Annotated in this window: 10 protein-coding genes; 5 read left to right on the top strand and 5 right to left on the bottom strand. The window is 62.0% G+C overall.

Annotated elements, in window-relative coordinates; all coding sequences use genetic code 11:
• Positions 1-2 precede the first annotated feature (2 nt).
• The 5 genes from FYK34_RS01615 (at position 3) to narI (ending at position 8,466) form a co-directional block, all read left to right on the top strand.
• Positions 3-1,382, top strand: coding sequence for a NarK family nitrate/nitrite MFS transporter (locus FYK34_RS01615; protein WP_149294756.1), 1,380 nt, complete (start codon positions 3-5; stop codon positions 1,380-1,382).
• A 240-nt stretch (positions 1,383-1,622) separates the two neighbouring features.
• A complete protein-coding gene (locus tag FYK34_RS01610) occupies positions 1,623-5,345 on the top strand; it encodes a nitrate reductase subunit alpha (protein WP_149294755.1) in 3,723 nt (1,240 codons plus the stop codon).
• Positions 5,346-5,420: 75 nt separating this feature from the next.
• On the top strand, positions 5,421-6,971 hold the full coding sequence (narH, locus tag FYK34_RS01605; protein WP_149294754.1) for a nitrate reductase subunit beta: 1,551 nt from the start codon (positions 5,421-5,423) through the stop codon (positions 6,969-6,971).
• A 9-nt stretch (positions 6,972-6,980) separates the two neighbouring features.
• Positions 6,981-7,625, top strand: coding sequence for a nitrate reductase molybdenum cofactor assembly chaperone (gene narJ, locus FYK34_RS01600; RefSeq protein WP_149294753.1), 645 nt, complete (start codon positions 6,981-6,983; stop codon positions 7,623-7,625).
• A gap of 154 nt (positions 7,626-7,779) precedes the next feature.
• Positions 7,780-8,466: a respiratory nitrate reductase subunit gamma gene (narI, locus tag FYK34_RS01595; protein WP_114072484.1), complete on the top strand. Its 687-nt coding sequence runs from the start codon at positions 7,780-7,782 to the stop codon at positions 8,464-8,466.
• Positions 8,467-8,817: 351 nt separating this feature from the next.
• Here narI and FYK34_RS01590 read toward each other — a convergent pair whose 3' ends face one another.
• From FYK34_RS01590 to moaA, 5 genes are all read right to left on the bottom strand, one after another.
• On the bottom strand, positions 8,818-9,546 hold the full coding sequence (locus FYK34_RS01590; protein WP_149294752.1) for a hypothetical protein: 729 nt from the start codon (positions 9,544-9,546) through the stop codon (positions 8,818-8,820).
• Between the two features lie 61 nt (positions 9,547-9,607).
• Positions 9,608-10,399, bottom strand: coding sequence for a restriction endonuclease (locus FYK34_RS01585; RefSeq protein ID WP_149294751.1), 792 nt, complete (start codon positions 10,397-10,399; stop codon positions 9,608-9,610).
• Between the two features lie 179 nt (positions 10,400-10,578).
• Positions 10,579-11,229, bottom strand: a complete 651-nt coding sequence (locus tag FYK34_RS01580; protein WP_149294750.1) for a response regulator — start codon at positions 11,227-11,229, stop codon at positions 10,579-10,581.
• Entirely contained in the window at positions 11,226-13,127 is a 1,902-nt protein-coding gene (locus tag FYK34_RS01575; protein ID WP_149294749.1) for a type IV pili methyl-accepting chemotaxis transducer N-terminal domain-containing protein, read from the bottom strand. The genes FYK34_RS01580 and FYK34_RS01575 overlap by 4 nt, the downstream gene beginning before the upstream one ends.
• 286 nt (positions 13,128-13,413) lie before the next feature.
• Positions 13,414-14,388 (bottom strand): GTP 3',8-cyclase MoaA, encoded by a 975-nt coding sequence (gene moaA / locus FYK34_RS01570; protein ID WP_149294748.1) that lies wholly within the window; start codon positions 14,386-14,388, stop codon positions 13,414-13,416.
• Positions 14,389-14,430 lie beyond the last annotated feature (42 nt).

Below are 14,430 nucleotides of genomic sequence, written 5' to 3'. Positions count from 1 at the left end.
TCATGACGTATCTGATCAAGCATTGGGAGCCGGAAGCGCCCGCTTTCTGGCAGCAACAGGGCCGCCCGGTGGCGCGGCGCAATCTGTGGATTTCGATTCCGGCGCTGACGCTGGCCTTCGTGATCTGGCAGGTATGGAGCGTGGCGGTGCTGAACATGCCCAATATCGGCTTCGCCTACAGCCAGAACCAGCTGTTCTGGCTGGCGGCGCTGCCGGCCTTGTCCGGCGCCACCCTGCGCATTTTCTACTCCTTCATGGTGCCCATCTTCGGCGGCCGCAAGTGGACGGCCATTTCCACCGCCAGCCTGCTGATTCCGGCCGTGGGAATCGGTTTCGCGGTGCAGGACCCGGGCACCAGCTATGTGACCATGGTGATCCTGGCCCTGCTGTGCGGCTTCGGCGGCGGCAACTTCAGCTCCAGCATGGCCAATATCAGCTTCTTTTTTCCCAAGGCGGAAAAAGGCACCGCGCTGGGCCTGAATGCCGGCCTGGGCAATCTGGGCGTGTCCGTGGTGCAGTTCGTGGTGCCCATCGTCATCACCATGGGCCTGTTCGGCCAGCTGGGCGGCGACCCGCAGCATTGGGCCAAGGGCGCGCTGTCCAAGCAGGTGTGGCTGCAGAATGCCGGTTTCGTCTGGGTGCCGTTCATTGCGCTGTCCGCGCTGGCGGCCTGGTTCGGCATGAACGACCTGGCTTCGGCCAAATCCTCTTTCTCCGAGCAGGCGGTGATCTTCAGCCGCAAGCATAATTGGCTGATGTGCTGGCTCTACGTCGGCACCTTCGGCTCCTTCATCGGCTTCTCCGCCGGCTTCCCGCTGCTGATGAAAGGCCAGTTCCCGGCGATGGACCCTACGCGCTATGCCTTCCTCGGACCCATGGTGGGCGCCCTGACCCGGCCGCTGGGCGGCTGGCTGGCCGACAAGATAGGCGGCGCCAAGGTCACGCAAGCGGTGTTCGCCTTGATGGCGCTGGCGGTGCTGGGCGTGATCTTCTTCCTGCCGCATCACGGCCAGGGCGGCAATTTCTACGGCTTTTTCGCCATGTTCCTGTGCCTGTTCGCGCTGACCGGCATCGGCAACGGCTCCACCTTCATGCAGGTGCCGGCCATCTTCCTGAAGCTGCATCAGCGCATGGCGGGGCCCGACGAGGCGGCGCGCAAGCAGGCGCAGCAGGATGCCACGCGGGAAGCGGCGGCCGTGCTGGGCTTCACCAGCGCCATCGGCGCCTATGGCGGCTTCTTCATCCCCAAGAGCTACGGCACCGCCATCGAGCTGACCGGCAGCGTGGACGCCGCGCTCTACGTGTTCATCGCCTTCTATGTGAGCTGCTTGCTGATCAATGGCTGGTACTACGCGCGTAAAAACGCGGAGGTGCGCTGCTGAGAGAGCGATCGTTAACGGGAAAGAAGCGCCTGCGGGCGCTTTTTTCACGTCCGGCTTTCGCGCTACTCCGGACTACTCCTTATGGCTTAGCCGTCCCCCTCCCTCTGCAGGCGTTATTCACCCCTACTGGCCGATTGGGCCGCGGGTGGGCGAACGGTAGGCTAAGGACTATCGCAACCCGTACCGGCAGCCGGGCGGCGGCGACTCGAAGCAGGGTTCCCCGGCGCGCATGGAGGCAAGATGAGCCATTTTCTCGACAGGCTGAATTTCCTCGGCAAGGTCAAAAGCACCTTCGCCGACGGCCACGGCGCGGTGGTGCACGAAGACCGCGGCTGGGAAGACGCCTACCGCCAGCGCTGGCAGCACGACAAGATCGTCCGCTCCACCCACGGCGTGAACTGCACCGGCTCCTGCAGCTGGAAGGTGTATGTGAAGAACGGCCTGATCACCTGGGAAACCCAGCAGACCGATTACCCGCGCACCCGTCCGGACCTGCCCAATCACGAGCCGCGCGGCTGTCCGCGCGGCGCCTCCTACAGCTGGTATGTGTACTCCGCCCAGCGCGTCAAATATCCGATGATCCGCGGCCAACTGGCCCGGCTGTGGCGCGACGCGCGCAAGACGATGTCCGCGGTGGAAGCCTGGGAAAAGATCAGCCAGACGCCGGAACTGGCCAAGCAATACAAATCCACCCGCGGCCAGGGCGGCTTCGTGCGCGCCAGCTGGGATGAGGCTAATGAGATCGTCGCGGCGGCCAATGCCTTCACCATCAAGAAGTTCGGCCCGGACCGCATCATCGGCTTCTCGCCTATTCCGGCCATGTCCATGGTGTCCTACGCCGCCGGCAGCCGCTACCTCAGCCTGATAGGCGGCGTGCCGCTGTCCTTCTATGACTGGTATTGCGACCTGCCGCCGGCCAGCCCGCAAACCTGGGGCGAGCAGACCGACGTGGCCGAGTCCGCCGACTGGTACAACTCCACCTATCTGATGGTGTGGGGCTCCAATGTGCCGATGACGCGCACCCCGGACGCCCACTTCTACACCGAGGTGCGCTACAAGGGCACCAAGACGGTGGCGGTGTCGTCGGACTTCGGCGAAATGGCCAAGTTCGGCGACATCTGGCTCGCGCCCAAGCAGGGCACCGACGCCGCGTTGGCGATGGCCATGGGCCACGTGATCTTCAAGGAATTCCACCTGGATCGCCCGTCGGCCTACTTCACCGACTACATCCGCCGCTACACCGACATGCCTATGCTGGTGACGCTGCGCCGCGACGGCGAGCGCTGGCTGCCGGATTACTTCCTGCGCGCCTCCCATCTTGACGGCCAGCTGGGCGAAGACAACAACCCGGACTGGAAAACCCTGCTGCTCGACGAGCAGAGCGGCGACCTCGTCGCGCCCAACGGCTCGATCGGCTTCCGCTGGGGCCAGGCCGAGGGCAGGGCCGGCAAGTGGAACCTGGAGCAGAAGGACGGCGCCAGCGGCCGCGAGGTGTGCGGCCGCCTGTCGCTGATCGAGCAGCGTGACGAGGTGGTCGGCGTCGGCTTCCCGTATTTCGGTTCCGAGCACGACGAGCTGCTGACCCGCAATGTGCCGGTGAAGAAGATCAGGCTCGCCGACGGCGGCGAGGCGCTGGTGGCCACGGTGTTCGACCTGATGGCGGCCAACTACGGCATAGACCGCGGCCTGGGCGGCGGCAATGTGGCGTCCGGCTATATGGATGACGCGCCGTACACGCCGGCCTGGCAGCAAAAACACACCGGCGTGAAGCCGGAGATGGTGATCCAGGTGGCGCGCGAGTTCGCGCAAAACGCCGACCAAACCCAGGGCAAGTCCATGGTCATCGTCGGCGCGGCGCTGAACCACTGGTACCACATGGACATGACCTACCGCGGCATCATCAATATGCTGATGCTGTGCGGCTGCATCGGCCAGAGCGGCGGCGGCTGGTGCCACTACGTGGGCCAGGAAAAGCTGCGCCCGCAAACCGGCTGGGCGCCGCTGGCCTTCGCCGGCGACTGGAACCGCCCGGCGCGGCAAATGAACGGCACCAGCTTCTTCTACGCCCATACCAGCCAGTGGCGGCATGAAAAGCTGGGCGTGGGCGAGATTCTGTGCCCGACGGCCGACGGCAAGATGGCCGGCCTGTCGCTGATCGATTACAACGCCAAGGCCGAACGGATGGGCTGGCTGCCGTCCGCGCCGCAGCTGTCCGCCAACCCGCTGGACATCACCCGCGCCGCCGCGGAGGCGGGCCTGGACCCGGTGGACTACACGGTGCAGGGGTTGAAGGCCGGCCGCCTGGACATGGCCTGCAACGACCCGGACAACCCGCAGAATTTCCCGCGCAATCTGTTCGTGTGGCGCTCCAACATCCTGGGCAGCTCCGGCAAGGGGCACGAGTATTTCCTCAAATATCTGCTGGGCACTCAGAACGCGGTGCTGGGCAGCGAAGACGACTGCATCAAGCCGAGCGAGATCACCGTCCGTCCGGCGGCCGAGGGCAAGCTGGACCTGATGGTGGTGCTGGACTTCCGCATGTCCACCACCTGTTTGTACGGCGACATCGTGCTGCCCACCGCCACCTGGTACGAAAAGGATGATCTGAACACCTCGGACATGCACCCCTTCATCCACCCGCTGTCCGAAGCGGTGCAGCCGCTGTGGCAGGCCAAGAGCGACTGGGAAATCTACAAGGGCTTCGCCAAGAGCCTGTCCGAGATCGGCAAGGATTACCTGGGCGTGCAGAAAGATCTGGTGCTGACCCCGCTGATGCACGACAGCCCGCAGGAGCTGGGCCAGCCTTTCGATCCCAAGGATTGGAAGAAGGGCGAGTGCGAACCGGTGCCGGGCAAGACCATGCCGGCGATGACGGTGGTGGAGCGCGACTACGGCGCGATTTACGACAAGTTCACCACCATCGGCCCGCTGCTGGAAAAGGCCGGCAATGGCGGCAAGGGCATAGGCTGGAAAACCGCGCATGAGGTGGACATCCTGCGCGGCCTGAATAAAGTGGCGCAGAGCGGCGCCGGCAAGGGCCAGCCCCGTCTGGAGACCGCCATCGACGCGGCGGAGATGATTCTGACCCTGGCGCCGGAGACCAACGGCCATGTGGCGGTGAAGGCCTGGGACGCGCTGTCCAAAATCACCGGCCTGGACCACACCCACCTGGCCAAGCCGCGCGAGCACGACACCATCCGTTTCCGCGACGTGCAGGCGCAACCGCGCAAGATCATTTCCTCGCCCACCTGGTCCGGCCTGGAGAGCGAAGAAGTCAGCTACAACGCGGGTTACACCAATGTCCACGAGCTGATCCCGTGGCGCACGCTGACCGGCCGCCAGCAGTTTTACCAGGACCACCAGTGGATGCGCGCCTTCGGCGAAGGCCTGTGCGTGTACAAGCCGGCGGTGGATTTGAAGACCACGCAGGCGGTGCTGGGCAAGCACGGCAACGGCAATCATGAGCTGGTGCTCAACTTCATCACCCCGCACCAGAAATGGGGCATACACAGCACCTATTCCGACAATCTGCGGATGCTGACGCTCAGCCGCGGCGGGCCTCACGTCTGGCTGTCCGAGATCGACGCCGCCAAGGCCGGCATCGCCGACAACGACTGGATCGAGGTGTTCAACGTCAACGGCACGCTGACCGCCCGCGCGGTGGTGTCGCAGCGGGTGCCGGAAGGCATGACGCTGATGTACCACGCCCAGGAAAAGATCGTGAACGTGCCGGGCGCCGAGGTGTCCGGCAAGCGCGGCGGCATTCACAACTCGGTGACCCGCGCCGTGACCAAGCCCACCCACATGATAGGCGGCTACGCCCAACTGGCCTGGGGCTTCAACTACTACGGCACGGTGGGCGCCAACCGCGACGAATTCGTGGTGGTGCGCAAGATGGACAAAGTCGACTGGATGGACGAACCCAGTAGGGTGGAAGCCCCAACGGGGCGTTCCGCCGAATAAGCCCGGCTACCGAATACTGATCAGCAAAGTAAGGCGGAACGCCTCTGCGAGGCTTCCGCCCTACGGAGAAATGCAATGAAAATACGCGCGCAAATCGGCATGGTGCTGAACCTGGACAAGTGCATCGGTTGCCACACCTGTTCGGTCACCTGCAAGAACGTGTGGACCAGCCGCGACGGCATCGAATACGCCTGGTTCAACAATGTGGAGACCAAGCCCGGCATCGGCTACCCCAAGGACTGGGAAAACCAGGACAAGTGGCAAGGCGGCTGGAAGCGGCGCGCCGACGGCAAGCTGGAGCCGCGCCAGGGCGGCAAGTTGAAGATACTGGCCAATATTTTCGCCAACCCCAATCTGCCGGCCATCGACGACTACTACGAGCCCTTCACCTACGACTACGAGCATCTGCAGAACGCGCCGCAGATGCAGACGCCGCCCACCGCGCGTCCGGTGTCGGTGCTGACCGGCAAGAAGATGGACAAGATCGAGTGGGGCCCGAACTGGGAGGACGATCTGGGCGGCGAGTTCTCCAAGCGCGCCAAGGACGCCTTGTTCGAAGGCATCCAGAAGGAGATGTACTCCGCCTTCGAAAACACCTTCATGATGTATCTGCCGCGGCTGTGCGAGCACTGCCTGAACCCGGCCTGCGTCGCCTCCTGCCCGTCCGGCTCCATCTACAAGCGCGAGGACGACGGCATCGTGCTGATAGACCAGGACAAGTGCCGCGGCTGGCGGATGTGCGTGTCCGGCTGTCCGTACAAGAAGATTTATTACAACTGGACCAGCGGCAAGGCCGAGAAGTGCATCTTCTGCTACCCGCGCATCGAGTCCGGCCAGCCCACCGTGTGCTCCGAAACCTGCGTCGGCCGCATCCGCTATCTGGGCGTGCTGCTGTACGACGCCGACCAGATCGAACAGGCGGCGGCGGTGGAAAATCCGCAGGACCTGTACCAGTCGCAGCTGGACCTGTTCCTGGACCCGAACGACCCGGCCATCGCGGCCGAGGCGCTGAAGCAGGGCATCCCGCAAAGCTGGCTGGACGCCGCCAAGCGTTCGCCGGTTTACAAGATGGCGATGGAGTGGAAGGTGGCCTTCCCGTTGCACCCGGAATACCGGACGCTGCCGATGGTGTGGTACATCCCGCCGCTGTCGCCCATCCAGAGCGCGATGGAGAACGGCTTGATCGGCGAGGGCGGCATCATTCCGGACGTGCAAAGCCTGCGGATACCGATCAAGTACCTGGCCAACCTGCTGACGGCCGGCAAGGAAGAGCCGGTGGTCAAGGCGCTGGAAACCATGGTGGCGATGCGTCGCTACATGCGCAAGAAGAGCGTGGAGAAGGTCAGCGACGCGTCCGCTTTGGCCGGCACCCACCTGACTGCAAGCCAGGTGGAAGAGATGTACCAGGTGATGGCCATCGCCAATTACGAAGACCGCTTCGTGATTCCGTCCAGCCACAAGGAAATGGTGGAGAACGCCTTCGAGGACAAGGCCAGCTGCGGCTTCAGCTTCGGCAACGGCTGCTCCGGCGGCGAGTCCGACGCCAGCCTGTTCGGCAAGAAAAAGGCCACGCCCATCGTGTTCCACGACATGCGGCGCGACCGCAAGGCCAACGCCGGCAACTAGGAGACCATCATGCGCATCCACGCCATTCTGTCCGCTCTCTTGTGCTACCCGGAGGCCGAGCTGATCGCCGCGGTGGACGAGATCCGCGCCGAAGCGGCCGAGCACCTGCAAACCGCCAGCCTGCTGGAGCCGTTGCTGCAGGCGCTGGAGAACGAGGACCTGATCGAGCTGCAGGAGCGCTACGTGCGCACCTTCGACCGCAACCCGTCCCACTCATTGCATCTGTTCGAGCACATCCACGGCGAGGACCGCGCCCGCGGCCAGGCCATGGTGGACCTGCTGGCCGAGTACCGCCGGCATGGCTTCGAGCCGACATGCAACGAGCTGCCGGACTACCTGCCGCTGTTCCTGGAGTTTCTGGGGCAGTGCGACAAGGACGAATCCGCGCGGCTGCTGGGCGACGCGGTGCACGTGATCGGCCATGTGGCCGCCAAGCTGAACGCGGCGGAGTCGGTGTACGCCGGCCTGTTCGACGCGCTGCTGACGCTGTCGCCGGTCAAGCCGGAGCCGCTGCAGGCGCCGCCCATCCGCGACATGGACGAAATGCTGGAAACCTTCGGCCCCGGCGCGGACGGCGTGGAGCCGCTGCTGAAGCCGGCCCTGCCGGCCATCGCGCCGGTCAATTTCTACCCCAGGGCGCAGGGCGCGCATTAGCGCCGGAGCCCCACCCGCAGACGGCTAGGGCATTCTGAGGGCTGCGATCCGTGCCTGGACCGCCATGTAGAACCCAAATCCCCCTCTCCCCTCGCGGGAGAGGGCCGGGGAGAGGGGGCGATGCCGCCCGCTCTCCGCCATGCAGGAGAAAACCATGAGCTACCTTCATCAATTTGTATTCGGCATCTACCCCTATATCGCGCTGGCCATCTTCCTGCTGGGCAGCCTGATCCGCTTCGAGCGCGAGCAATACAGCTGGAAGAGCGAGTCGTCCCAGCTGCTGTACCACGGCCAGCTGCGGCTGGGCAATATCCTGTTCCACCTCGGCATCATCGGCTTGTTCTTCGGCCACCTGGCCGGCCTGTTGACGCCGCTGGCGGTGTGGGAAGCGCTGGGCGTCAGCCACAGCTTCAAGCAACTGGTGGCGATGAGCGCCGGTGGCCTGATGGGCAGCCTGTGCCTGATCGGCATCGCGCTGCTGCTGCACCGCCGCTTGATGTGCGACCGCCTGGCGGCCAACACCACCTGGCGCGACAAGCTGGTATTGCTGTGGATACTGGCCACGCTGCTATTGGGCCTGTCCACCATCTTCGTGTCGGCCCAGCACCGGGACGGCGGCGAAATGGTGCTGCTGATGAGCTGGGCGCAGCATGTGGTGACATTCCGAGGCGACGCGGCGGATTTCATCGTCTCCGTCTCGCCGGTGTTCAAGCTGCACCTGTTCATGGGCATGAGCCTGTTCGTGATCTTCCCCTTCACCCGGCTGGTGCACGTGTGGAGCGGCTTCGGCGCCGTGACCTACCTGGGCCGCGCCTGGCAGCTGGTGCGTCCGCGCGGCTGATCGCTTGGGCATGAAAAACGCCGCGCATCCTGAGAGGGAGCGCGGCGTTTTGTTTGGGCGGACCACGTTTCGTTTCCCGTAGAGGGCCGTGGTGTTATCCGGGTAGATGCGGTGGATCGCCCCTGCGGGGCATCCACCCTACGGCTGTCGTAGGGCGGAATCGCGCCGCAGGCGTGAGTTCCGCCGGTGAGTGGTTGATATCCGGGGTACGAGGTAATCCGTGGTGCACGGCGAAACCGCCCATTTTTTTCATACGGAAATGGGTTGGGGCAAGATCGACGTGTTTTCAACGGCCTGTTAGAGATGCTTTTATCACTTGGCAAGTAAATATATTTCTTTTTCATTTAAACATCACTCAACAAGCTTTAGTTGAAGCTTTTCATTTATTTCTCTAGTTGGAACTTTGATAGCGATTCCATCTAATGAACCAAGATGAACCACTTTGCTCCCTTCAGGCTCGTGTGAACCAAAGGCAAAGCGATACTCATTCTGGTGTTCATAGATGTTTCGTTTTCGAAAAATGCTCTCAAGCTTCTTGAAGCTTCCATGAAATGTATCAGGGTCGTAGTAACCGATCAGCCCATTCCAGCAAGCAAAGTTTTTCTCTTGCGCGGCATTCTTCACCCTACCGATGAAGTCCTCAACTTGGTAGACCACAACTGCGAATTCGCCCAATGAAAGGACCTCATCACTCAAGGTGCTTCTTTCCTTGAGCATCTGATTGATCCTCTCAACGATGGCTACTCGCTCTTCTTCTGTCTCATAGGACTCTTCAAATTCTGGGGCTTTAACCGCATACATGCAGTAAAGATTGAGCCGGTCATAGCCATTGTTCTGGATGGCGAGGGGACCTGCCAGCTTTTCAATTGGGAAGCTTTTTTCAATGCCGTCACTGTCTTTGTAGGTGATGACTAGCTTTATCTGATCAGGTTGATGCCAATCTGTGACAGCTTCAAACCTATCACCTCGTCCATCTTCCTCATCAGCCTTCTTAAAGTCCCCTAGAGTTCTGCAAAACAATTCACCCTTCTGGATGAAAGCATCTGCATACTCTTCCTTGTCAAAGACTTTTATCAGCATGTAAATTCGTGTCGTCATGATTAAATCACCGACATCCCCGGATAATTAATTGAGCTAACTTCTACAATGAAAGCCATCTTCCCCAGTTGGAAGGAAACATCTTTTGTTGAATTGCGCTCTCAAACTCACTCTTATGTTTATAGAAAGTTCCAGATGGATTGTATTTGGCAAGCCGATCATTAACATAACCTATCCATCCGTTTATTTCCTCTGAATGAAGTGCCTGATACAAATCTACCCACCCCAAATCTGATAGATTTGCAAGACAACGCTTACATCCGTAGAGGTATTCTAAATGCTCATTTTTATCAAGGCATACCAATGCCATTGAAAGAGGAATCATTTCATCTTGAAGTATATCTACACCACATCCCATACATGGCAATGGTCTATAGTCGCTTGGATGGACATGCAACATATAGCTCACCCCTTTAGGTAAACCATATTTCTGCAACACATAAGCCGAAATCTTCGGGAGATAGTTTGAGATCATGTTTCCGTCATAAATTACGCATTCATGGCCTGCCTGATTCAACTGTTGGAATCGTTCATCCAACCCAGTGCTTAACATTGTTGAATAGACACCGATAAATCCAGTCGCACCATGTTGCGCCATTCTGTCTAAGATGGAATGTTCATCACTGACCCCGACAGCTTTTCCAGACGCAGCATAATGTTTGCAGCTAACCAGGTAGGTCTTTCCATTTAAGGAAACGAGCCCATCTCTGCCACCATCTGGTCCACGAGATGGGTAGCGAATAATCATGTAGCCTAGTGAGGTTAAGAAATCCAGTGAAAAGAATTCCCATTCATCTGGAGTCATATTCAGAAAGAAATCTCCATATACGTTCATCTATACTCCCCTATTCTTGTTGACTGTGTTAACGGTTCTAATTAAGGTAACTGGCAACACTGGATCACTTATGTTCATTCCACGCTGAATTCATAAACACATGAGAGGGGCACGCGGATTGGCTTTGGCCGCCCCGCGCCACGATGGCATGGCTGCGGGGGTATCAAACCGGGCAAGGCTCAAGCCCTGTCCAACCCATGCTCGACGGCGTAGACGGCCGCCTGCACCCGGCTGCTCAGCGACAGCTTGCGCAGGATGTTCTGCACGTGGACCTTGACCGTGCTCTCGGCCAAGTCCAGCGCGCGGGCGATTTCCTTGTTGCTGGCGCCGCGGGCCAGCCAGCTCAGCGTTTCGCGCTCGCGCGGGGTCAGGGTGTCCAGCTCGCTGGTCTTGGCGCTGGCCGGCTGGCGCAGCTGGGCCAGCAGCTTGGCGGTCATTTCCGGCGACAGCACGCTGTCGCCGTCCACCGCGCGGCGCACGCTGTCCAGCAGGAAGTCGGCGTTGATGTTCTTTAAAAGGTAGCCGCGCGCGCCGCCGCGCATGCATTCGGCCAGGTCATCGCCGTCTTCGGACACGGTCAACATCAGCACGGCGGTGTCGGGGCAGCCGTTCAATATCTGCCCCAGCGCTTCGCGCCCGTTCATCACCGGCATGTCCAGGTCCAGCAGCACGACGTCCGGCCGCAATTGCTCAGCCTGTTTGACGCCTTCCAGGCCGTCGGCGGCCTCGCCTATGACCTGAAAGTCATCCTGTCTTTGCAGCAGCGCCTTCAGGCCGCTGCGGAACAGGGTGTGGTCGTCGACCAGCAAGATTCGGATGGCTTGTGTCATGCGCCTACGCGCTCCTCTTTGGGCAGGGTCAACTCCACGGTGGTGCCATGCTGCGGCGTGGAGCGGATTTGAATTTGACTATGGATGCGGCTGGCGCGCTCTTGCATGATGGACATGCCGACATGGCGCGCCGACATGGTTTCCAGCCGCTCGGCCTCAAAGCCGCGGCCATTGTCGCGGATGCGCATGTGGAAGCTGGCGGCGTTGTCTATCTCCACCTCGACCAGGCTGGCCTCCGCGTGCTTGCGGATATTGGACAAGGCTTCCTGCAGGATGAAGAACACTTGCAATTGCTGCTGCGGGTCCAAGGGTTTGCCGTCGCCGCGCATGTCCAGCCGGGTTGGCACGCGGGTTTGCTGTTCGAAGCGCTGCAGCAAGGTTTGCACGGCCTCGGGGAATTCTTGCTTGCTGATGCGGGCGCGGAAGTTCTGCAGCAGTTCGCGCACGTCCTCGTAGCACTCCTGCACGCCGGCGCGGATGAAGGCCAGGCTTTCGCGCGCCTGTTCTTCCTCGCTGCGCTGCATCGCGTCTTCCAGCATTTGCGTTTGCAGGTTCAGGAAGGACAGCGATTGGGCGATGCTGTCGTGCAGGCCCTGCGCCATCAGATTGCGCTCCTCGGACACGGCGAAATGCCGTTCGCGCGCGCTCAGGCGCAGGTTTTCTATCGCCACGCCCAGGTGCTGGCCCAGGGTCTCGATCAAGACCTGCTCGGCCTCGGGCAGGAGGCGCGGCTGGCGGAAGTACAGGGTGAAGATGCCCAGGTCTTCGCGATGATTGCGGATGTGGAACACGGCGATGGAGGCGAAGCCGGCCTGGCGGCAGTGGCGGATTTCCGCGCCGTCCATTTCGCCTATCTGCCGCAATACGGCGAAGGGCTGGCGCACCGCCTCGCCGCAATGGCAGGCGTCGCTGGGTATGCATTCTTCTTTGCTCGCCATGTCCTCGGGCAGGCCGATCTGCGCGATCTGGTCCAGCTTGCCGCGCGCCTCGTCCAGCAGGCGCGCGTTGGCGGCGTCGGCGCCGGTCAGCCTCATCAGCTGGCCGATGAAGCCCAGGCAGATTTCCTCCTGCGAGCGCCGCTGATGCAGGAAGGACGTCATGTCGTACAGCGTTTGCAGACGCAGATTTTGCGCTTCCAGCTCCCGCGTCTGTTCGCGGACCTTGCCTTCCAGATTGTGATACAAATCGCTCAATCTCTCCGCCATTTGGTTGAATCCGGCCGCCAGCATGCCAAACTCGTCGTTGCGGTCCTCGGTGACCCGCGCGTCCAGATCGCCTTCCCGCAGGCGGGCGATGGCCTGGCTGAGCCGGTTCACCGGGTGGATCACCATCAGGAACAGCATATAGGCCATGCACACCGACCCGGCGATGGCCATGGCGATCAGCAGCATCTGGAATAGGCGCAGCAGATTGGTGTTGGTTTCGTTGTCATGCTCGACCAGGCTGACCAGGGTATCGATATCGGAGACGAAGTCCTCCAGCTGCTCCTGGCTCAAGGCGCGGCCCGTTTGCAGGATGGGGCGCATGGAGGCGCGCCAACGCTGCTCGATCAGGCTTTCCTGCTCGCGGATAGCCTGGTTGTCCGGCAGAAACAGCGGCCGCGCCGGATCGCCCCGCCGCAGCCGGGCCAGGGTCTGGTCGAAATTGACGACTTCCCCAGTCATCACGCCGGGGGAAGCGTGTTGCGACAATAAATAAGCCATGCGATAGCTGCGCATGCGCAGGCTGCCCACGTCGTTGATCGCCGCCGCGCCGCCTTCCAGCCGCCAAGACAAGGCCAGGCTGTAGGCGATGGATGTCAGCACCACCAGCAGCGCGATCAGCGATAAGACAAGCAGCCTGCTAGCCAGGCTGGGCAGGCGCTTCGACAGATAGGCGGCGACATTGGCAAGATTCATGCGGCTTTCGATCCAGGGCCCTTGCCCCCCGCGGCCGAACAATGGCGGGGATCGCTTGCGCCGATGGTTTTAGTCAAGATGGTATGAACATAGCGCGAGTCGGCACCGCGGACAATCCACCAAAAGGAGAAGGCTTGCGCCAGTCTGGGACCGGCGACGGCGGACCAAGCGCCAGCCGGCATGGGATGAGCGGCCGGCGCGGGCCGCCTGAAAGGTAGCCGGGCAAGCCCCGTTGGCAAACCAGGGCCAAGGCGCTGCGCCGGGTCAAGACTTGGGTGAACGGATTTTAGCCGCCGGTCTGCGACATGAAGCGCATCACCTTGGCCGGCGCTTCGGCAAAGTCATGCTTCTCCGGCTTCAGCTCGATGGCGGCGCGGATGGCGGCCTCCAGCTCGGCATCGCTGCAGCCTTCCCGCAGCATGGGACGCAGCGGGTAGCTTTGCTCCTGCCCCAGGCAAAGGTAGAGGGTGCCGTCCACCGACATCCGCACCCGGTTGCAGCTGGCGCAAAAATGCTGGCTGATGGGCGTGATCAGGCCCAGCGTGAAGCGGCCGTCGCGCGATCCCCAATAGCGCGCGGGACCGCCGCCCAGGCTGCGGCTCAGCTCCGACAGCTCGAAGCGGCGGCTCAGCCGCGCCAGGATGGGCGCCAGCGCGCTGCCCCGCGCCTGGCGGCCGCTGCTGCCCATGGGCATGGCCTCGATCAAGCGCAGCACGAAGCCTTCGCGCAGGCAGAATTCCGCCATCGCCTCGATATCGCCGTCGTTGACGCCGGCAATGGGGACCATATTGATCTTGATCCGCTCGAAACCGGCGGCCTTGGCCGCGGCCAGGCCGGCCAGCGCCTTGGGCAGGCTGTCGCTGCCGGTCAGCTCCGCCACGCAGTCGCGCCGCAAGGAGTCCAGGCTGACATTCAGGCGGCTGACCCCGGCGCGGCGCAGCGCCTCGGCGTGGCGCGCCAGCTGGGTGGCATTGGTGGAAAGCGATAGATCGTCAAGACCGGGCAGGGCCGACAGCCTGCCGGCCAGCTCGGGCAGGCCGCGACGCAGCAGCGGCTCGCCGCCGGTCAGGCGGACGCGGCGCACGCCCAGCCGCACAAAGGCGGCGGCAACGCGTTCGATTTCGTCGAAACGGAGCCAATGCGCGGGCTCCTCGAAGCCCTTGAAACCTTTAGGCAGGCAATAGCTGCAACGCAGGTCGCAGCGATCCGTGACGGAAAGCCGCAAATAGTCGATGGAACGGCCGTAACGATCCGTCAGCATGGCGGCCTCCTCTTGAAGCGATTGGACCCCATGTTATCGTGA

The sequence above is a fragment of the Chromobacterium paludis genome, assembly GCF_008275125.1.
GTDB lineage: Bacteria > Pseudomonadota > Gammaproteobacteria > Burkholderiales > Chromobacteriaceae > Chromobacterium > Chromobacterium paludis.
This window is presented reverse-complemented; position numbering and strand designations above follow the sequence as displayed.

Bases quoted from the DNA above. Each gene is read 5' to 3' on its own strand.
- FYK34_RS01615 (WP_149294756.1), top strand. From the start codon at position 3: ATGACGTATCTGATCAAGCATTGGGAGCCGGAAGCGCCCGCTTTCTGG.
- FYK34_RS01610 (WP_149294755.1), top strand. From the start codon at position 1,623: ATGAGCCATTTTCTCGACAGGCTGAATTTCCTCGGCAAGGTCAAAAGC.
- narH (WP_149294754.1), top strand. From the start codon at position 5,421: ATGAAAATACGCGCGCAAATCGGCATGGTGCTGAACCTGGACAAGTGC.
- narJ (WP_149294753.1), top strand. From the start codon at position 6,981: ATGCGCATCCACGCCATTCTGTCCGCTCTCTTGTGCTACCCGGAGGCC.
- narI (WP_114072484.1), top strand. From the start codon at position 7,780: ATGAGCTACCTTCATCAATTTGTATTCGGCATCTACCCCTATATCGCG.
- FYK34_RS01590 (WP_149294752.1), bottom strand. From the start codon at position 9,546: ATGCTGATAAAAGTCTTTGACAAGGAAGAGTATGCAGATGCTTTCATC.
- FYK34_RS01585 (WP_149294751.1), bottom strand. From the start codon at position 10,399: ATGAACGTATATGGAGATTTCTTTCTGAATATGACTCCAGATGAATGG.
- FYK34_RS01580 (WP_149294750.1), bottom strand. From the start codon at position 11,229: ATGACACAAGCCATCCGAATCTTGCTGGTCGACGACCACACCCTGTTC.
- FYK34_RS01575 (WP_149294749.1), bottom strand. From the start codon at position 13,127: ATGAATCTTGCCAATGTCGCCGCCTATCTGTCGAAGCGCCTGCCCAGC.
- moaA (WP_149294748.1), bottom strand. From the start codon at position 14,388: ATGCTGACGGATCGTTACGGCCGTTCCATCGACTATTTGCGGCTTTCC.